This window comes from Mesocricetibacter intestinalis, from assembly GCF_004363295.1.
Classification (GTDB): domain Bacteria; phylum Pseudomonadota; class Gammaproteobacteria; order Enterobacterales; family Pasteurellaceae; genus Mesocricetibacter; species Mesocricetibacter intestinalis.
The window spans coordinates 18,122-38,114 of sequence record NZ_SNYQ01000004.1 but is presented as its reverse complement, the minus strand read 5'-3'; the positions used below and the strand labels follow the sequence as shown (position 1 = coordinate 38,114).

Sequence of the window (19,993 nt, the reverse complement as noted above, 5' to 3'; positions counted from 1 at the left end):
AAGGAATAAATTATGTCAGAAATGACCCCTCGCGAAATTGTTTCCGAACTGGATCGGCATATTATCGGCCAATCCGGTGCGAAAAGAGCGGTTGCCATTGCATTAAGAAACCGCTGGAGAAGAATGCAGTTGCAGGAACCTTTACGTCATGAGGTAACGCCGAAAAATATTCTGATGATCGGCCCGACCGGGGTCGGTAAAACCGAGATTGCGCGTCGTTTGGCCAAATTGGCCAATGCGCCCTTTATTAAAGTGGAAGCCACCAAGTTTACGGAAGTGGGCTATGTGGGCAAGGAAGTGGATTCCATTATCCGTGATCTGACCGATAGCGCTATGAAGCTGGTTCGCCAGAATGAAATTGAAAAAAATCGTTTCCGTGCGGAAGAAGCGGCGGAGGAACGGATTCTAGACGCATTGTTACCGCCGGCGAAAAACCAGTGGGGACAGACGGAATCAAGCGACAGCCAGAGCCATACCCGCCAGGTTTTCCGTAAAAAATTGCGTGAAGGTCAGCTTGACGATAAAGAAATTGAAATCGATGTTGCGGGCGTATCCATGGGCGTAGAGATTATGGCACCGCCGGGTATGGAAGAAATGACCAACCAGTTACAGTCCATGTTCCAGAATCTTTCCAGTGGGCAGACCAAACGGCGCAAGCTGAAGGTAAAAGAGGCGCTGAAGGCGCTGATTGAAGATGAAGCGGCGAAGCTGATCAATCCCGAGGAGCTGAAACAAAAAGCCATTGATGCGGTGGAGCAGAACGGTATCGTATTTATCGACGAGATTGATAAAATCTGTAAAAAAGGCGAATACAGCGGCGCCGATGTTTCGCGCGAAGGCGTGCAGCGCGATTTACTGCCTCTGGTGGAAGGTTCTACCGTAAATACTAAACATGGTATGGTGAAAACCGACCATATTTTATTTATCGCCTCCGGCGCCTTTCAGGTGGCCCGCCCTTCGGATCTGATTCCTGAACTGCAAGGACGTTTACCGATCCGAGTAGAATTGTCCGCGCTGAGTACGGAAGATTTTAAACGGATTCTAACCGAACCGCACGCTTCGCTAACCGAGCAATATAAGGCGCTGATGGCAACGGAAGGGGTAGAAATCGAATTTAACCAACAGGCTATCGGCAAAATCGCCGAGGCGGCTTTCCGGGTAAATGAAAAAACCGAAAATATCGGCGCCCGTCGTTTACATACCGTAATGGAACGCCTGATGGATCAGATTTCTTTCGATGCCAGTGAAATGAGCGGTCAGAAAATTCTGATTGATGAGGCTTATGTTAATAAAGCCTTGGGCGATGTTGTTGAGAATGAAGATTTAAGCCGCTTTATTCTCTGATCTTAATAAAGCAGGGGCGCCGATTAATATCGACGCCCCTATATTTTTTGCCAAAAAAACTCGCTTAAAAACCACCGCACTTTTATACCTTAAAGGGGATTGGATTTTAATAAGGATGTCGGCATAGCCTTCCAAACTAACGGAGGTAAAAATAAATCGGCGCTAATATAGCGTCTTTCTTTTTTGCCAAAAAAACTCGCTTGAAAACCACCGCACTTTTATGCTTTAAAGGGGATTGGGTTTTCCTCAATAGGGAGGTATGGCGCCTCTACAATAAGGTTTTTCCCGCGCAAAAATTTAATTCGATAGGGGGGCAATATTTGCCTTTCTAAATAAAACGGGCAAAAAATACCGGCCTGATAAAGCAGACCGGTATTGATAAGATAGCTAAGCAAAGTTTAATTGGATTTATCTTCCAAGCCAAGGGGCTGAATCGGGTCGGTATCCTTTTCCTCCGACGGCGCTTTGCTGATTTCCATCGCTTTCTGTAGACTTTCTTCCCGCACTTGCTGCGCCGCTTCGTGGTCATTTACCTGTTCGAATACATAGGCTGCCATGGTAGCGTCGTTTGGAGATAATTGTTCTTTATTTTGCAGAACTTTTTTAAAGGCTTCACTGGCCTTATTGAAATTGTCGGCGCGTACAAACAAGTATCCCAGTGCGCGGTAAATACAGCATTGACTGTCCGCCGCAGCGGATGCGGCACGTTTTTCCAGTAGTTTTACCAGTTTGCTGCTGTCGGTAGGCTGCAAGCGAGTAATCTGTGCGAACAGTACCTGGCTGACCGCCTGTTCTTCCGGCGCTTTTTTCATTGTTTCAAGTACCAGTTCGTAGGCGGATTCATGATCGTTACAATCGATCAGACGACGGATCAGTCCGACTTTAGCATAGGCGTCGTTACGGCGTTTACGGGGTTGATTTTCCCACCAGTTAAGCAGACCGTCGGCGCCTTCTTCATTCATCACCTCATCTTGTAGCCCGTCTTCAACCTGGCGCTGCAGAGCCTGAAATTCTTTGCCGGAATACAGACCGCTACGTTCAACATTGTCCAGAATTTTATCCAGTGCCGCATAGGCTTTTGATTTTAAATAAATTTCTACCGCCAGTTTCAGCACTTCGATATTTTTCGCTGCCATTTCCAGCAAGCTGTCAACGGAACTGCGTGCGGCAGGTAATTTATTTTGCAGTAATAAAATGCGGGTTCTGGCCAGTTCCACCAACAGATTATCGCTGCCGGCCAGTTCGGTGGCCTCGATAAGGTAGCGGTTGGCGCTGAATTCATCGCCGCGCTGCTGTGCGGCTTCCGCCGCTTTAATAAAGTTCAGGATTGGTTTGTCCGAATGTTTGGCGTTTTTACCTATGAGTTTTTCCGCTTTGGAATAATCTCCTTCGTTCATTCGCATCAGACCTTCCAATGTTTGTTTCTGAGCGCGGCTACGTTTTCTGCGCGAGAAAAAACTATAGGTATTGTTACTTAACCGACAAAAACGCACTACAATCCATTCGACCGCATAAACCAGTGCCATTGCCGCTACGAACAGAATTACCAATGTGGTAATTGCCATTTCAATTTTATAGGAGCCGGTATCAATTAATACGTAGCCCTGTTTGCCCGCAAGATAGGGGCCGGCGACCAAGCCGGCTAATAACACCAGCATCAGAAATAATGTTCTAAACATGGTTTATTCCTTATTATTGCGCTTTAGTGTCGGCAGGCTGTTGTTCTGCCGGAGCAGGCAGCTGTTCTTCGGCCGGTTGTTCCGCCGCAGCAGGAGCCGGATGTTCTTCGCTTAATCCTTTGTCCGCCGACAATGATATTTTTTTCACTTCCGTTTCCGGTTTGTTTAATACCTTATCCAGTGCGCTCAGGCTGGTTAGTTTTTCCGGTACGTCAATATAGACGGACTGTTCCGCCAGTTCGTCGATACTTTTCAGAAAGCCCTGCGCCACTTCGGTATTGGTGTCGAAATAGGTTCTGACCCAAGAAGCCACGGTTTCCAGCGACTGTTTATACAATTCATTTTGCTGACGCGGCACCGCCAGAATAGCGATTTGCAAGCGCAGACGGATATTTTCGCGCAAATAAATATCCTGATTCGGCGCCAGTAATTCTTTACTGTCCGCCGTTTTCGGACTAATGCGAATAAAATGATCGAGGAATGAAGCCGCGCTTTTTTTCAGGTTTGACTGCCAGTCGGTAACCGAGTCGGATACTTGGCTGTCCTCTTGGGTCGATTCGGCGAAGTTTACATTCATTACCGCCAGTTCGTCCACTGTGTTAGCAAGCTGGGAAAGACGCTGCATAATGGCATTCTGATCCACGTTATTTACCGACAGCAGCTGTTTTAAATCGTTATTAATTGCCGCACGCACCGGAACCACACGGGAATCGGAAACTTTTTCCAACACTTCGTCAGCAACTTTTAGCAGCGAAATACCGGTATCTACGTCGTTATCCAGTACGATTTTACGCAGGGCGCTGGTCAGCAGAAAATCCGCTTCGGATAATAACCAGTCGCTCGGTTGTTCGGCTTTGACCCTATTACGTATCTTGTCGATTTGAGTACGTAGCTCCGCCAAGGTTTGTTCTTTTTCTGCCAGTTGGCGTTCAAAATTTTCAATTTTGGCGTTACCGGCACGGTTTTCTTCCAGTAAACGGGCGAGCTGCTCGCGTTCCTGGGTTAAATCGATATCGCCGCTAGAGTGGTTGCCGCTTTCAAGTGCGGTCAGTTTTTGCTCGATTTTCGTTACTTGTTGCTGCCCGAGGTAAAAACCTGCGCCGCCGATACCTAAGGCGACTAATAATGCCAGCAGGCTTAATCCCGTACCGCTACGTTTCACCACCACCTTTTCCGTTGCGGTTGCCGTGCCGGTTTCAGGAACTTCGGGGGTCTGCCCTTGTTCATCTGGCAGGATATCCGCATTTTCTGTTTGCTTGTCTGTCATGTTCATAACCTTCTGAAATAGGATCTGTTAAGTGATTATTCCCGCAATGGCCGGAAAATAGTTTAGCTTGCCGTTAAAACGGCTTGCAGCAGACTGTTATTATCCGCGCCTGCGGCGATAATCGTATTATGCCAGCCGAAAGCGATTGCTTCACGTTCGATTCTGCGGCTGACGGTAATCAACCGGCATTGTTTCAGCCAATCGTATTCGCTTTCGGGTACAAAGGCTATCAGTGAGTTTAAAATTTCGCCGCTGGTAACGATCAGGGTTTGAATACCGGCACGTTTGCAAATACTGGTCTGCTGAATATTATCATATTCTATCGGTTGGCGACGATAACATTCCAGTGTTTCCGTTTGTGCGCCGCGTAAAGCGGCTTGTTCGGCAAAATATTCTCGTCCGCCGTTACCGCGCAGGATAAGAATGCGTTTACCCTCTAGCCGTTGCATGGCGCTTAAAGCCAGTAATCCTTCGCTGCTTTCCTGCCCGCAGGGATAATGTACCGGTTGTTCGCTAAGGGCGGATAAATGGGCGGCGCTTTGCCGTCCGACACTGAAATAGACTAAATCTTCGCGCCAGCGGAACCCTGCATTGGTTAGGGTTTGAGCGGCATAATCCGCCGCATTTCTAGATACCGCAAACACATAATCCCCGGCGTTCAGCGCACTGATTTTATTTGGTAATTGGTTTAGTTGCTCGCCGCTGTTGATGTTGAACAATGGCAGGTGCAGAGCGGCAATGCCGATATTATTCAGCATTTTTACCAGCGTTTCACCTTGTTCACCGGGACGGGTAACCAATACAGCCATAATTAATCCTGATAAAGGGCTTGCAGAATTTTATCGGCCCCCTGCTGTAATAACTGTTCCGCAATGCGGATTCCTAAGCCTTCCGCATCCTGTATCGGGCTGCGCCCTTCGGCCCGAAGGATAAGTGAACCCTCTGTGGTTCCCACCAATGCGCGCAGATAGATTTCATTATTATGCAACTGGGCGTAACCACCGATAGGTACCTGACAACCGCCCTGAAGATGATTATTCATTGCTCGTTCGGCGCTAACGCAGGCGGCGGTTTCGGCATCCGCCAGGGGAGCCAGTAGTTGCCGTACTTCTTGATCATCGCTGCGACATTCAATCCCTATTGCGCCCTGCCCCGCTGCGGGTAAGGAAACTTCCGGGGCGATAAAATCGGCGATACGTTCCGCCATACCTAAGCGAATAAGCCCGGCGGCGGCCAGAATAACGGCGTCATAATCCCCTTGATCCAGTTTATTTAAACGGGAGCCTACGTTACCGCGCAAAGAGCGGATATCCAAGTCGGGGCGGTATTGTTTTAGCTGACACTGACGGCGCAGACTGGAGGTTCCCACTACCGCCCCCTGAGGTAAGTGTTCAAAACTGCGGTATTGATTGGACACAAAGGCATCGCGCGGATCTTCGCGCCGACAGATAACGCCTAGGCCAAGCCCGTCGGGAAACTGCATAGGTACGTCTTTCATGGAATGTACGGCGATATCCGCTTCTTCGTTTAATAATGCCTGTTCCAGTTCTTTGACAAACAGGCCTTTGCCGCCGATTTTAGCTAGGGGGGTATCTAAAATGATATCGCCCTTGGTAACCATAGGAACCAGTTCTACCTTTAAACTCGGATAATGTCGGAGCAAAAGTTCGCGGATGTGATTTGCCTGCCACAGTGCCAGCGGGCTGCGACGGGTTGCGATTTTCAGGCTGTTATTCTTCATATGGGGTAAGCCCTTGATTTTCGTTAAATAGGCTTATCCTATCATTATTGGTTTTGAATGTCAGGCGCTAATTGCATGGAATCCTAGGTAATATGGGGGCGGAAGTGCGGTCGTTTTATGCCCGATTTTTTCTGTCCGCGTTCTTTCTAATCTCTTTTCCGTGGCTTATTTTTATCCTTTGCTGCAGGGAAAAGGCGGCGGCGCTTCGGGTTTGCTTTCACCCGGTGCTAGTGGTAGAGTATGCCCTTTGAGTGCCTCATCTTTTTGGAATATTTTTTGAAGTACGACCTTGAATTCGCCAAACAGCAAGTGTCGGATCTCGACCGGTTTCGCACTATTCGCGCGTTATCGGGCGCATCGGAAGAATTTCAGCATGTATTTCAGCTGATCAGCTTGCTTTTACATTTCAATACGCCGCATTTACCGGGTTATATCCCTGATGCGCCTACGGGTATTTGTAACTTTGAATTATCCCCTTATCATCAGAATTATCTGAATTCTCTCCCTATGGATAAGGCGGCGAGTTTGCTTTTATCCGAGCGGCAAGCGGATATTCACGGGGTGTACAGTATGGGCAGTATTTCTTCCATTACTCAGACCGCCTCTTCGGATATCGATATCTGGATTTGCCATCGCGCGGATTTAAGCGCAGTTCAATTACAGCTGTTGGAACAGAAAGCCGAGGCTTTAAAAGCCTGGGCTAAAGGTCAGGATGTTGAAATTAATTTTTTCCCGATGGATCAAAACCGCTTTCGTTGCTTCCGCTATGCGGATCAAATGAGTGCGGAAAACTGCGGTTCGGCACAATATATGCTGTTGCTGGACGAGTTTTATCGTTCCGTTATTCGCCTGGCGGGGAAACCCCTGCTATGGATGCACCTGTTGGTAACAAATGAAAAGGATTACGAAGCGGAGGTGACCCGCCTAATAGGGGAAAAAATTATAGATCCCGAACAATGGGTCGACTTCGGCGGGCTAGGCTCTTTTTCCGCCAATGAATATTTCGGTGCCAGCCTTTGGCAACTGTACAAGGGGATAGACGCTCCCTATAAGGCGGCGATAAAGATTCTGTTACTTGAGTCCTATTCCTGGGAATATCCGAATACCCATTTGATCGCCTGTGATTTCAAATATCATCTGCTTACCGATCGTACTGAAAATCATTTATTCGATCCTTATCTGGCCATGCTGGAAAGAACGACCGCCTATTTGCTGCACCAGAAGGATTTTAAGCGTCTGGAATTTATCCGACGCTGTTTTTACATTAAAGCCACCGAAGATTTATGGTATAACCCGAAGCCGAGCTGGCGTCTGGATATGTTGGCGGATCTTGTGCGCAGCTGGCAATGGTCGCCGGCGCTGGTTGAGGAGCTGAATCACCGGCCCTTGTGGAAAATAAAGCAGGTGAAGGCCGCCTATGATAGTTTGGTACGCGTAATGATGCTGAGCTACCGTCATCTGGTGCAGTTTGCGCGTAAACATAAAGTCAATGCCAGCATCGCGCCGAAAGATATCAGCATTCTGACCCGAAAACTCTACATTGCCTTTGAAGAACTGCCGGGGAAGGTTACCCTACTGAATCCGCAGATTTCCATCGATCTTTCCGAACCCCATCTTACCTTTATCGAAGTGGAAAAGGGCGGTTCTTCGGCCTTGAAGCCGGGCTGGTATGTGGTTAATCGTGCGCCGAGCATAGATGAAATGGGGCAAAGTCGTTATACCGAATATAATCCCAATTTGCACAAACTGGTTGCTTGGGCTTATTTTAACGGTTTGCTTACCGCCAATACCGAATTGCATATTTTCAGCGCCAATATCAGCCAAGAAACCCTACGGGAATTTGTAACGGACTTACGTTTGTTCTTTCCGGTCAGCGTACCGCCCGCTACCAATGAAGAATTAAATCACCCCTGTGAAATCCGTCAGCTGATTGTGGCGGTTAATCTGGTTTCGGATCCGACCAAAAATCTGCTCCAGCAGAAAGGCTCTCTGCAACAGAGGGATCTGTTTAATTTCGGTCCGGAAGAGGAAAATTTGGTGGGCAGCATTGATCTGATTTACCGGAATTTATGGAATGAGGTGCGTACCCTGCATTTTACCGGGCAGAATGCTATTTTGCTTGCGCTGAAAGTGTTGTCCAATAAGATCTATCAGGGGGCGGCATCGCCGAAGTCCGTGCATGTAGTTTGCTACAGCCAGCATTATCGGCGGGCATTGCGTAATATTGTGGCGATTTTGGTGAATAAATGTATCAGTATTCAATTGGGTACCAGCCAGCCTTCGCATACGAATAATTTGCTGCGGGTGGCGGGTAAAAACTGGGCGTTTTTCTTTGAGGAACGGGGGATCAGCTTGCAGGAAATCGATGAGGTCAGCGCGCCGCAGGAACGCGCCCTGGATTCCGCTTTGCATCGTAACATTGAGGAAAAAACGCCGCAACCGCCGCAATCTCCGCCGCCGACAACAAGCACGGACTCCGCTTCCAAGCGCTATCCGGCGGAAATTGACAGCTTTGCCAGCGAAGGTTTTCTGCAGTTTTTCTTTGAAGATAATCCCGACGGTTCTTTTAATGTGTATTTACTGGACGAGGCGAATCGCATAGAGATCTATCGTAACTGCGATGGGGTGAAAGAGCAGAAAATCCGCGAAATCAATCGTATTTATAATGCTTCGGGTATTGATAGGAACAATAATCCCTATAAAATTATCCAGCGAGATTTCAATTATCCGCAGTTTTACCGCCTGACGGAAGAAGGGCGGGAAACTCGGATTAGCTTATTTCAAAGTAATGGAACGGAATAAGTGCAGCGAATCATTTGTCTTAGCTTGCATTATTGCTTAAAATTACCCACCGTTCCGACTATTTTTCCCCTGAGCAGGGGTAAAGGCTATAGGGAGTCAATGTCATGACAGAAAAAACAAAAGTTTTAATCATTGATGATCATCCTTTGATGCGGCGCGGCATTAAGCAACTGATAGAACTGGACGATAGTTTTGAAACCATCGGCGATGCCGGTAACGGTAATGAAGGTATTGCACTGGCGTTGCGGATGTCGCCCGATCTGATAATTCTTGATCTGAATATGAAAGGGTTGTCCGGTTTGGACACCTTGAAAGCCTTACGCCGCGAGGGAGTGGACGCGCGAATCCTGATCCTGACCGTATCGGATTCGAAAGCCGATGTTTACGCATTAATAGATGCAGGTGCGGACGGCTACCTGTTAAAAGATACGGAACCCGATACGCTGCTGGAGCAAATCCGCAGTGTGGCACAAGGGGAAGTTATTTTAAGCGATTCGATTAAAAACCTGCTGTTACAGCAGCACGCCTGCGAAAATCCGATTCATAGTCTGACCGATCGCGAAATGGATGTATTGCAGCTTATTGCTACCGGTTTATCGAATAAACAAATTGCCGCACAGTTATTTATTTCGGAAGAAACCGTGAAGGTACATATCCGGAATTTATTGCGTAAGCTGAATGTTCATTCCCGCGTCGCCGCTACCGTATTGTATCTGGAATACAAGGGGTAAAGCGGAGATATTGCGGCTATAACAGCGGAAAACCGTGCCTAAGGGTGCGGTTTTTTTCTATTTAAATCAAGCACGAAGAGCCGGCTGAAAAAATCCGTAAAAAAGTACCGCACTTTTTTACGGCGGGCGGCGGAGTTGAAATTTTCTTTTGCATTTTTTTTCGACCGCAAGCCTGTTTTTTCCCGCTAAATTTTATTGTCCGTTGCATTGCTAAAACCCGCTTTTAACAGGTAAACTAAAGCCATTTTAATTAAGGAAACAGGTGTGAAAACTTTCAGCGATAAAATAATCCGCTTAGCTGCAAACCTGGGCATATTATGTTCACTGAGTCTTATTGCCACCAATGGTTTTGCCGCACAACAGGTCGAATTAAAAGTTACCGGGATTAAAGGTGAAAATGCGAATAAAAACGTTCGCCTTTATCTGGCTGCCATAGATAAAGAAGAAGCGGACGGATCCGAGCGTTACCAGCGACTGGTCGGCGAGGCTATCGATAAAGCCTTGCGGGTTTACGGCTACTATAATATTCGCGTGAATTTTAATTTACAGCCCGGCGGTAAGGGTAAGGGACTGTTGATTGCCGATGTGGCCGCCGGTCAGCCGGTCAGAATCGAAGCGACGGATGTGGAAATCCGCGGCGATGCCGAAAAAGACGAAGCCTTTCATCAGCTAAATAAGAAAATTCCTCAATCCGGGGCTATTTTAACCCATCAGGAATACGAGGATTATAAAAGCGGTTTACAAAAGCTGGCGGCTCAGCGCGGTTATTTCGATGCGGATTTTTTCCTCCATCAGCTGGAAGTGATGCCTTCCACCAATCAGGGTTGGTGGCGAATCGGTTTCGATAGCGGAACACGCTACCGTTACGGCGAAATCAGTTTCGGCCATTCTCAAATCCGCACGGATTATTTGCGTAATATGCTGAATATCCAATCCGGGCAGCCTTATTTGATTAATGAGGTTTCGGCTATGACCAATATTTATACCTCCAGCGGCTGGTTTCAGTCGGTGCTGGTGGAGCCGAAGCTGAATGCTGAAAGCAAAACCGTGGATTTAAAACTGCTGACTTATCCGAAAAAGAAAAACAGCATGGAAGTGGGGATAGGTTATTCCTCCGATGTGGGCCCCCGTTTACAACTCGGTTGGGTGCGCCCCTGGATTAACAGCCGCGGACATAGTTTGCGTTCCGACCTGTATTTATCTTCACCGAAACAAACCTTTGAAGCGACCTATAAAATTCCCCTGCTGAAAAACCCGACCCGTTATTATTATGAATATGCGGCCGGGGTGGAAAACGAAAATAAAAACGATACCAAATCTTTAGCGGCTACGGGCGCCGCATTGCGTTACTGGAATCATCCTACCGGCTGGCAGTATTCTTTCGGTGCGCGCGTACGCTATGATAAATTTACCCAGGCGGACGTGGAAGATAAGACCCTGCTGTTTTATCCTACAGCTTCGGTAACCCGTTCCCGTTTATCCGGCGGGCTGTTCCCGCGCCGGGCGGACACTGTTTCCGCTACCTTTGATTATGCGAAAAAGTTTTTTATTTCCGATGTGGATTTTTACCGCATTCGGGTCAACGCCGGCTGGCTTAAAACCTTTGCCGACAATCATCGCATTCTTACCCGTGCCGAAATCGGTTATTTGCATACGAATGAATTAAAGCGTATTCCGCCGGCCCTGCGTTTCTTTGCCGGGGGGGATCGCAGCGTACGAGGTTATGGCTACAAAAAAATCTCGCCTAAGGATCATAAGGGAAAATATGTCGGCGCTTCACGTTTGGCTACGGCGACTCTGGAATACCAGTACCAGGTGATTCCCGACTGGTGGTTGGCGACTTTTGTCGATAGCGGACTTGCCGCCGACAGTTATTCTACCGATCAGCTACGTTACGGTGCGGGTATCGGCGTTCGTTGGGCATCGCCGGTAGGTGCGGTGAAATTGGATGTCGCCACGCCGGTTCGGGATAAGGATAACAGTAAAAACCTACAGTTTTATATCGGCCTGGGTTCGGAATTATAATTTTATATTTTGCCGTTAGTTCAGGTTAGCGGCTTGGCGTAAAAAGACAGGAATACGATTGGATAATGACTGAAAAGCAACAGAGTACGGAACAGACAACACAAACGCGCAAACCGAAGAAGAAACTATATGGCCGCATTTTATGGGGTGTGGCGGTATTGGTTATTATTCCCGTCCTAACCTTAGTCCTAACGCTGAGTACCCAGAGCGGACAGCAGGGGCTGATCCGTCTGGCGGATAAATTCAGCGAGGCGCTTTCAATCGAACAGGTTAGCGGTAACTTAGGTCGGGGGTTGCAGCTGCATAATCTGCGTTTTCAATCGCCGGGTATTGATGTTCTGGTGGAAAATACCCGTTTGCAACTGGATTTTTCCTGTTTATGGCGGGCTCGCCTCTGTATCGGGGATTTCAGCCTGAATCAGCCGGTAATTTCAATCGATACCACCCAAATTCCCCCTTCCGATGAAGCGGAAACTCAAGATAGCGGCCCGTTACGGCGCATTTCTTTACCTATTGCCGTTGGTCTGGATAATCTTGCGGTGGAAAATCTCCATCTCGATATCGACAATAATCAAATCGCACTGGCACAGTTTAAAACCGCACTGACCTTAGATAATCAAAAGGGTCTGACCCTGTTGCCGACGACCATTGATAAGCTGCATTTCGTCCGTCGGGAAACAGATGAGGAACTGATGCTCGAGCAGAGCGATGCCGCGGGAAAAAATCAAATGAGTGCGGCGCAAATAGAGGCGAAGGCCCGGCAGATCAAGCAGGAAATTGAGCAGTTGAGTTCGGATAGCGAGAAGGAAGCGGTTACTCACAATAAGGAAGCGGAATCTCTTCCTGTGCAGGAACAAGCCGCCGCTCCGATTGACTGGGATTTGCTGGAACGGAATTTAACTAAGCCGTTCCTTACTCAAGAAAGAGAACTGATTTTACCGCTGGATATACATATCCGTGATTTACAGGCCAAGGATTGGTTGTACGAGAATATTGTTAATGAAAAAACGGTACAGAAAATTCATCTGAACAAGCTCAAAATTCAGGCCGATGCGGCGGATAATCAGGTACGCCTGAATGAGTTGAGCCTGAACAGTTCTGCGGGCGATATTAGCGCCGTCGGAAATTGGCGGCTGGATAGCGAATCACCGCTAGCATTCAGACTTGATGCGGATATTCGGGAGCTGAAATATGCCGATGAACTACTCTTGCCGGCAACCCGGCTTGAACTGGATCTGGCCGGGCAATTACGCCGACAAACCGAATTGAAGCTCCATATAACGGGTGCTTTGCAGGCGCAATTAAATGCGCAGGTGAAGCTGGCCGAAGAGAAAATGCCGTTAAAGCTCGAACTTAGGGTGGAACGCGCCAGTTATCCTTTCGATTCCGTCGATCCCCTGAAAATCAATGATCTGAAACTGGATATTGAGGGCGATTTAATCGATTATCGTCTTGCTTTGCAGGGCAAGGCGCAGGGTATGGGGATTTCACCTTCGCAGCTGGATTTAACCGCAACGGGAAAACTTTATCGTGCCGAGCTGGAAAAGCTCCGGCTTAATGCACTGAAGGGCAGTATTGATCTGAAAGGCGAGGTGCAATGGCGGGAAGGCGTAGGCTGGCAGGCGCAGGCAGATTTGAACAAACTGAATTTAAGCGCTTATGTAAAGGATTTCCCGGCGTTGCTGTCAGGTCGGATTATTTCTTCCGGTATGCAGGCTAATAATAGATGGCAGGCGGATTTTCCGCTGATTGATATTCAGGGCAGTGTCAGCGGTAAACCCCTGAATCTGAAAGGCGCCCTCAGCAGCGGCAGCGAAACCCTGTTAAATGTCCCCGAATTTGTGCTGAACTATGGCAATAATAAACTCAGTGCCGGCGGTGTGCTGGGACGGGCATCCGCCTTTAACCTAAATGTGGATGCGCCGAATCTGCAAGGATTGCTACCGACCCTGAATGCTTCCTTGTACGGTAAGGCTTCTCTGAACGGAGAGTTGAGCGCTCCGGATCTGGCCGTTGATCTTAAGGGGACGAATATTCGTTTTCAAGATCTGCGTCTGAATGCCTTTACCGCAAAGGGGAATATCAGCTCGGCGGGGCAGATTCAGGGTAATCTGGATATTGCTCTGGAGGCGCTGAATTATGGCGAAAATATCCGACTGAACAGCGCTAAATTGAGCGCAAAGGGAAATGAAGGGCAACATGAACTGCATTTGCGTTCCGAGGGCGAACCTGTGGCCGCCCGCCTTGATTTAAACGGCAGTTTTGATCGTGCGAGTCAGCGCTGGAAAGGTAAGTTAAGCCAAACGGAGATTTTTTCTCCCGCCGGAAGTTTTAAAAACAATGAGGTTAGTATCAATTACGACCACAAAGCGATTAACGCCGAAGTATCCGCCCATTGTTGGACGAATCCCGATGTCGAATTTTGCTTCCCGCAGTCCTTTAACGCCGGTTTGGAGGGCAGTGTTCCCTTTGAAATTAAAAAGGCGGATTTGGCGCTGGTAAATAAGCTTATCGAACAGGAAACGCTAAAAGGCCGTTTACAAAGTAAAGGTAAGGTTCAATGGTTTAGCGATAAGCCGCTGCGTTTTGATATGCAGGTTCAGGGCAGCAATCTCGGTTTTGCGCAGAAAGTCGATTATCGAACCTTCAGATTCGAGGTTGCCGAACTCAATCTTAATACTCAGCTTGCCGATAACAATCTGGGCGTAAAATCCGATATCCGGATTCGCAATAACGGAAATATCAGCGCCGATTTGAAGCTGCAGGATCTGGCCGGCGGGCGTAAATTAGGTGGTACCTTTAAAATTGAACGGCTGAATTTGTCGTTACTCAATCAGTTGCTCAGAAGCGGGGAGTCCGTTTCCGGCGAAATCCGTTCCGCGTTGACGCTGGGCGGTGATCTGAATAAACCTTTACTCAAGGGTTCTGTAGATATCGCTTCCCTCGGCGCATCCATTCAGTCTATGCCCTTTGAGTTGAAAAACAGCAGCCTGACCCTGCAATTTCAGGGTAACAGCTCCTCTTTGCGCGGAGAACTGCGTAATGACGACAGTCGTCTGGAACTTAGCGGTGAAGCAAACTGGAAGGACGTAGAGAACTGGAATACCCGGGTTCATGCCCGTGCCGATCAGTTCAGACTGGATATTCCTTCTATCGGAAAGCTTAAAATCAGCCCGAACGTAGAAATGAAAGCTTCGCCGAAACTGCTGGAACTTTCCGGTTTGGCGGAGATTCCTTGGGCAAGATTGGAAATTGATAATCTGCCGGAAAGTGCGGTATCGGTCAGCAGCGATGAAGTGATTCTGGAGGCTAATCGGGGAAGAAGTGCGGTTCCGCAGAAATTACCGCAATCCTCAGGGATGGCGATTAAATCCGATTTAAAAATCCATATCGGTAATGATGTTACGCTGAATGCCTACGGTTTGAATACGCATCTGCAGGGTTTGCTTTCAGTGCGCCAGGATAACGGGGATTTAGGCTTGTTCGGTCAAATCGATTTGAAGAACGGTCGTTATGCTTCCTTCGGTCAGGATCTGATTATCCGTAAAGGGCAAATCAGTTTTTCCGGTCTGCCTTCGCAGCCTATGCTGAATATTGAAGCGATTCGTAACCCTGAAGCCATGGAAGACACTTCGGTAGTGGCCGGTGTGAAGGTAATAGGTGTGGCGGAGGCGCCGGAGGTTACCGTATTCTCCGAACCGGGAATGCCGCAGGATCAGGCGCTATCCTATATTCTGACCGGGCGCTCCTTGGAAAACAGCGGCGAAGCCGGTTCCGGCGGCTCTATCGGTGCCGCATTGCTGGGAATGGGATTGGCGAAAAGCGGTAAGGCCGTGGGCGGTATCGGACAGGCTTTCGGTATTCAGGATCTGAATCTGGGTACCGCCGGCGTGGGAGATAGCTCTAAGGTGGTTGTCAGCGGTAATATTACCCCGCGCTTACAGGTAAAATACGGGGTGGGCTTATTTGACGGGCTGGCGGAATTTACCGTACGTTATAAATTATTTCCGCAGTTGTATCTGCAGTCCGTTACCGGAGTGAATCAGGCGGTGGATCTTTTATACCAATTTGAATTTTAAGAGTAGGTTATGAATAACGAAAATCTTCGCGAAAAAGCGACCGCACTTAATCGGCAGGGAGAGCATAGAAAGCACGGCGAAATCAGGGAAATCGCTGCGATTGATTTAGGTTCGAATAGCTTCCATATGATTATCGCCCGTATCGTTAACGGCTCCATTCAGATTTTGTCCCGTCTGAAACAAAAGGTACAGCTGGCGGCCGGGTTAGATCAGAACAATGTTCTCAGTCAGGAGGCGATTACGCGCGGAGTAAACTGTTTGGCGCTGTTTGCCGAACGTTTACAGGGCTTTGCGCCGCAAGACGTTAATGTGGTCGGAACCTATACCTTACGCAGTGCGGTGAATAAAGAGGAGTTTTTGGCTCAGGCCCATCGGGTATTCCCCTATCCGATTCGGATTATTTCCGGTGAAACCGAAGCCCGTATGATTTATGCCGGTGTCGCCCATACTCAGCCGGAGCAGGGACGTAAGCTGGTAATTGATATCGGCGGCGGTTCCACCGAGATGATTATCGGTGATAATTTTCAGCCCTTAGTGGCGAACAGTCGTGATATGGGCTGCGTTAGCTTTGCCAAAACTTTTTTTCCCGGCGGTATTATTTCGGAAGCCAGATTTCGTCAGGCGCGGGCCGCCGCATTGAGCCGGATTGAAGATTTGGCCGACTCTTACCTTGCGCTGGGCTGGGAGTCCGTACTCGGTTCTTCCGGCACGATTAAAACCGTCCATCAGGTTATCTGCGCCGCAATTGATGCCAACGGTATTATCAATACACAACGATTGGAAACTCTTATCGAACGCACTTTAAAGGCCGCTCATTTTAACGAGCTGCGCCTGGCGGGATTACCCCCCGAACGGGCTGATGTTTTTGTTTCCGGTTTGGCGATTTTAAGTGCCGTATTCGAAACTTTCTCAATTCAGAATATGCGCTATTCCGACGGCGCTTTGCGAGAAGGGGTGATGTACAGTCTGGAAGATAACTTTCAGGTGGCCAATATTCGTCAACGTACGGCGGAGGGATTGGCGGAGCAGTTTAATATCGATCCTTCACAGGCCGAGCGGGTGGGGAAAAGCGCCTTGTTGCTGGCTCGCCAGTTTAAGGCCTGGCGCAATAAGGGAACGGCGGAGGAAATGCAGGAAATTTTACTTTGGGCGGCATTGCTGCACGAAGTGGGGATCGTTATTAATCATAACGGAATGCAACGCCATTCCGCTTATATTCTGCAGCATATTGAGCTACCGGGGTTTGATAGAGAGCAACAACATTTGTTATCCGCATTGGTAAGATACCAGATTCGCGCTTTCCGTGCCGAGGATATTCCTTCCTTTTCCCGTTATGACAGCCGCGACGTATTGAGTTTGATCCGGTTACTGCGTCTGGCCGTATTACTGAATAAATCCCGTCAGGCGACGGACAGTACCGAGGATATCCGCCTGAATGCGGAGCAAGGCGGCGAATGGCGACTATGCTTCGAAAAGGATTATTTACGCGATAATCCGCTGTTGGAAAACGATTTGGCGGCGGAGCGCTTTCAATTACAGGAAGCCGGATTGGGGCTGGAATTTGAATAGTGCGTGCGGCTGAGTTTAAGGAGATAAAAATGCGCCCTTAGGGGCGCATTGGGTTATTTTTTCTTGCTCGGCCGTTGCCAGTTGGGAATATGTCGCTGCGCTACCCGACTGATGACCAATTGGTCTTTTTCCACATTGCGGGTAACCGTGGTGCCCGCGCCTATAGTTGCACCGTCCGCCACCTCAACGGGCGCTACCAGTTGGGTATCGGAACCCACAAAAACATTATCGCCGATCAAGGTTTTAAATTTATTGGCACCGTCGTAATTACAGGTAATTACCCCCGCGCCTATATTACAGTCGCGCCCGATTTCCGCATCACCGATATAGGTCAGATGATTAACTTTGGAACCTTGCCCCAGACGGGATTTTTTAATTTCGACAAAATTTCCCACATGAGTTTGCGGCCCTAGCTCCGCTCCCGGACGTAAGCGGGAGAAAGGCCCTACCGCCGCACTTGCGCCAATCACCGCATCTTCGATTACGGAATAGGGTTTAATTTCCGTATCGTCGCCGATTTCGCAGTTTTTCAGTATGCAGCCGGCGCCGATGCGTACGCGGTTCCCCAGTTTGACTTTGCCTTCGATTAGGGTGTTGATATCTATACTGACGTCTTTACCGTGAATTAATTCGCCGCGCAGATCGAAACGGGCCGGATCCCTTAGGCTCAGTCCCGCCAACAGCAGTTTTTCCGCCTGCTTATTCTGATAGTAGCGTTCCAATGCCGCCAGTTGCAGACGGTTATTGGCACCCTCCGCTTCCATCGGATCCTCAATCTGTACCGCCCTTACCATGCAACCGTCCCGGTTGGCCAAGGCGATAACATCGGTCATATAGTATTCGCCCTGAGCATTGTTATTGTCCAGCTGCGCCAGCCATTTACGCAGACTGCCGCCGTCGGCGACCAGTACGCCGGTATTTACTTCATCGATTTTTAATTGCTGCGGGTCGGCATCTTTTTGTTCGACAGTAGCGACAACATTACCCTTTTCCCGAATGATGCGACCGTAACCCGTCGGGTTGTTGGGTTTGGCGGTGAGCAGAGCGATACCTTTTTCCGGCTTAGCGGCGATGAGCTTTTGTAGGGTTTCCGCCGTGATTAAAGGCGCATCACCGTATAGCATTAGAATGTTTTCGTCTTCTGCAAAGAAAGGGGCGGCTTGCTGCATCGCATGCCCGGTGCCCAGTTGCTCGGCTTGGAAAACCCAGTTGAGGCTCTCGTCGGCCAGATGTTTTTTGAGTAAATCCGCACCATGGCCGTAAATCAGGTGAATATGTTGTGCATTTAGGGCATTGGCCGTATCTATCACATGTTTTACCATCGCTTTTCCGGCGATGGGATGCAGTACTTTAGGTAAATCGGAATACATTCGGGTTCCCTTGCCGGCGGCAAGAATTACTACGCTTAGTTTGGTCATATAAAATCCCGTTGAAAATATGCTGCTTAGGCTCGGATACGCCGGAGTATTCGGCGCATCTAACAAAACTTTGTTATTTTAGCCTGAATCGGTCTGATAAAATACCGTTTTTTCTCTCCCAAGCTTGCCCGCTTAGGCTAAGAATGAATTGTCAAGCGCCCCTGTTCCTCTGTTACAATGAACGGGCTTTATTTTTTCGTTGGAACAGGAAATTAGAATGAGCGCGCAATATTATATCGGCGTTATGTCGGGAACCAGTTTAGACGGGGTGGATTTGGCTCTGATGGACTTTTCTCGTCGCCCCTGGCAACTGGTTGCCGCCGATTTTACTCCGATGCCGGAAAAACTCCGGCAAAAACTGACCGCACTTTTATGCAGCGGTGAAACCTCATTATCGCAGCTCGGCGAACTGGATCATCGTTTGGGGCTGCTATATGCCGACTGTATTAAGAATTTTTTGGGTAAAATCGGGCTGCAGGCAAATCAAATCGTTGCTGTAGGCTGCCACGGGCAGACGCTGTGGCATGCGCCGCGGGGAGACTTCCCTTTCAGCATGCAAATCGGCGATGCTAACCTTATTGCGGCTAAAACCGGTATTCAGGTGATTGCGGATTTCCGACGCAAGGATATGGCCTACGGCGGGCAGGGCGCTCCCTTGGTTCCGGCTTTTCATCAGGCGCTATTTAGCTGCGAAGGGCGTCTTACCGTGGTGCTGAATATCGGCGGTATCAGTAATATTTCGATTTTGCATCCGCCCCGAGATACGCTGGGTTATGATGTGGGTCCGGGGAATACCCTTTCCGATCTCTGGATCCGGCGTCATCTCGGCTTGAATTATGATAAAAATGCCTGTTGGGCGCAGAGCGGAAAGGTGTGCGAACCCTTGTTGCGCCATCTGTTAGAGGAGCCTTTCCTGCGTCTTAAGGCGCCGAAAAGCACCGGGCGGGAATTGTTTAATCTTGACTGGTTGGATAAAAAGCTGCAAAACTTCGCCGCACTTTCTGCCGCAGACGTACAGCGCACCCTGATTGAATTCAGCGTCCATTGTATCCGGGAGCAGCTGCATCGGTTGCAACGGGATAAAGGTGAGAATCTGTTGCTGGTTTGCGGCGGCGGGGCCAAAAATCCGCTGATAATGCGGCGTTTGAGCGAACTGTTGCCGCAATGGCGGGTCGCCGCCACCGATGAATACGGCTTTGACGGCGATTATATGGAGGCGGCCGCTTTTGCTTGGTTGGCTTACTGCCGGATTCACAATCTTCCTTCTAATCTGCCCGGCGTTACCGGTGCGCAACGCGCGGTCAGTTTAGGGGTTATTTATCCGAACTGAGAACCTTT

12 protein-coding genes are annotated in these 19,993 nt (G+C 48.8%); 7 read left to right on the top strand and 5 right to left on the bottom strand.

Annotated features, from left to right (window positions below; translation table 11 throughout):
• Positions 1 to 12: 12 nt before the first annotated feature.
• Entirely contained in the window at positions 13 to 1,344 is a 1,332-nt protein-coding gene (hslU, locus tag EDC45_RS06240) for an HslU--HslV peptidase ATPase subunit (RefSeq protein ID WP_133544585.1), read from the top strand.
• 398 nt (positions 1,345 to 1,742) lie between these two features.
• On the opposite strand, the gene EDC45_RS06235 is transcribed toward hslU, so the two are convergent.
• The 4 genes from EDC45_RS06235 to hemC all read right to left on the bottom strand — a co-directional run bounded on the left by EDC45_RS06235 (position 1,743) and on the right by hemC (position 6,031).
• A complete protein-coding gene (locus tag EDC45_RS06235) occupies positions 1,743 to 3,023 on the bottom strand; it encodes a heme biosynthesis protein HemY (RefSeq protein ID WP_133544584.1) in 1,281 nt (426 codons plus the stop codon).
• Positions 3,024 to 3,036: 13 nt separating this feature from the next.
• Complete coding sequence (locus EDC45_RS06230) at positions 3,037 to 4,290, bottom strand: uroporphyrinogen-III C-methyltransferase (RefSeq protein WP_133544582.1); 1,254 nt, start codon at positions 4,288 to 4,290, stop codon at positions 3,037 to 3,039.
• A gap of 62 nt (positions 4,291 to 4,352) precedes the next feature.
• Positions 4,353 to 5,099 (bottom strand): uroporphyrinogen-III synthase, encoded by a 747-nt coding sequence (locus tag EDC45_RS06225; RefSeq protein WP_133544580.1) that lies wholly within the window; start codon positions 5,097 to 5,099, stop codon positions 4,353 to 4,355.
• Between the two features lie 2 nt (positions 5,100 to 5,101).
• Entirely contained in the window at positions 5,102 to 6,031 is a 930-nt protein-coding gene (gene hemC, locus EDC45_RS06220; protein WP_133544578.1) for a hydroxymethylbilane synthase, read from the bottom strand.
• 276 nt (positions 6,032 to 6,307) lie between these two features.
• Here hemC and EDC45_RS06215 point away from each other — a divergent pair, with 276 nt between their 5' ends.
• The 5 genes from EDC45_RS06215 to ppx all read left to right on the top strand — a co-directional run bounded on the left by EDC45_RS06215 (position 6,308) and on the right by ppx (position 17,237).
• Entirely contained in the window at positions 6,308 to 8,833 is a 2,526-nt protein-coding gene (locus EDC45_RS06215; RefSeq protein ID WP_133544576.1) for a class I adenylate cyclase, read from the top strand.
• Positions 8,834 to 8,937: 104 nt separating this feature from the next.
• Positions 8,938 to 9,564: a response regulator gene (locus EDC45_RS06210; RefSeq protein WP_133544574.1), complete on the top strand. Its 627-nt coding sequence runs from the start codon at positions 8,938 to 8,940 to the stop codon at positions 9,562 to 9,564.
• 264 nt (positions 9,565 to 9,828) lie between these two features.
• Positions 9,829 to 11,589 carry an autotransporter assembly complex protein TamA gene (tamA, locus tag EDC45_RS06205; protein WP_133544572.1) on the top strand — a complete coding sequence of 587 codons (1,761 nt, stop codon included), beginning with the start codon at positions 9,829 to 9,831 and terminating at the stop codon, positions 11,587 to 11,589.
• Positions 11,590 to 11,654: 65 nt separating this feature from the next.
• Complete coding sequence (gene tamB / locus EDC45_RS06200; RefSeq protein WP_133544571.1) at positions 11,655 to 15,668, top strand: autotransporter assembly complex protein TamB; 4,014 nt, start codon at positions 11,655 to 11,657, stop codon at positions 15,666 to 15,668.
• Positions 15,669 to 15,677: 9 nt separating this feature from the next.
• On the top strand, positions 15,678 to 17,237 hold the full coding sequence (ppx, locus tag EDC45_RS06195) for an exopolyphosphatase (protein ID WP_133544569.1): 1,560 nt from the start codon (positions 15,678 to 15,680) through the stop codon (positions 17,235 to 17,237).
• A gap of 53 nt (positions 17,238 to 17,290) precedes the next feature.
• On the opposite strand, the gene glmU is transcribed toward ppx, so the two are convergent.
• Positions 17,291 to 18,655, bottom strand: a complete 1,365-nt coding sequence (gene glmU, locus EDC45_RS06190; RefSeq protein WP_133544567.1) for a bifunctional UDP-N-acetylglucosamine diphosphorylase/glucosamine-1-phosphate N-acetyltransferase GlmU — start codon at positions 18,653 to 18,655, stop codon at positions 17,291 to 17,293.
• A 217-nt stretch (positions 18,656 to 18,872) separates the two neighbouring features.
• Between glmU and EDC45_RS06185 the strand changes: the two genes are divergently transcribed.
• A complete protein-coding gene (locus EDC45_RS06185) occupies positions 18,873 to 19,985 on the top strand; it encodes an anhydro-N-acetylmuramic acid kinase (RefSeq protein ID WP_133544565.1) in 1,113 nt (370 codons plus the stop codon).
• Positions 19,986 to 19,993 lie beyond the last annotated feature (8 nt).

What these genes read in the sequence shown, in the direction of transcription:
- hslU (WP_133544585.1), top strand. Translation starts at nt 13, where the DNA reads ATGTCAGAAATGACCCCTCGCGAAATTGTTTCCGAACTGGATCGGCAT.
- EDC45_RS06235 (WP_133544584.1), bottom strand. Translation starts at nt 3,023, where the DNA reads ATGTTTAGAACATTATTTCTGATGCTGGTGTTATTAGCCGGCTTGGTC.
- EDC45_RS06230 (WP_133544582.1), bottom strand. Translation starts at nt 4,290, where the DNA reads ATGACAGACAAGCAAACAGAAAATGCGGATATCCTGCCAGATGAACAA.
- EDC45_RS06225 (WP_133544580.1), bottom strand. Translation starts at nt 5,099, where the DNA reads ATGGCTGTATTGGTTACCCGTCCCGGTGAACAAGGTGAAACGCTGGTA.
- hemC (WP_133544578.1), bottom strand. Translation starts at nt 6,031, where the DNA reads ATGAAGAATAACAGCCTGAAAATCGCAACCCGTCGCAGCCCGCTGGCA.
- EDC45_RS06210 (WP_133544574.1), top strand. Translation starts at nt 8,938, where the DNA reads ATGACAGAAAAAACAAAAGTTTTAATCATTGATGATCATCCTTTGATG.
- tamB (WP_133544571.1), top strand. Translation starts at nt 11,655, where the DNA reads ATGACTGAAAAGCAACAGAGTACGGAACAGACAACACAAACGCGCAAA.
- ppx (WP_133544569.1), top strand. Translation starts at nt 15,678, where the DNA reads ATGAATAACGAAAATCTTCGCGAAAAAGCGACCGCACTTAATCGGCAG.
- glmU (WP_133544567.1), bottom strand. Translation starts at nt 18,655, where the DNA reads ATGACCAAACTAAGCGTAGTAATTCTTGCCGCCGGCAAGGGAACCCGA.
- EDC45_RS06185 (WP_133544565.1), top strand. Translation starts at nt 18,873, where the DNA reads ATGAGCGCGCAATATTATATCGGCGTTATGTCGGGAACCAGTTTAGAC.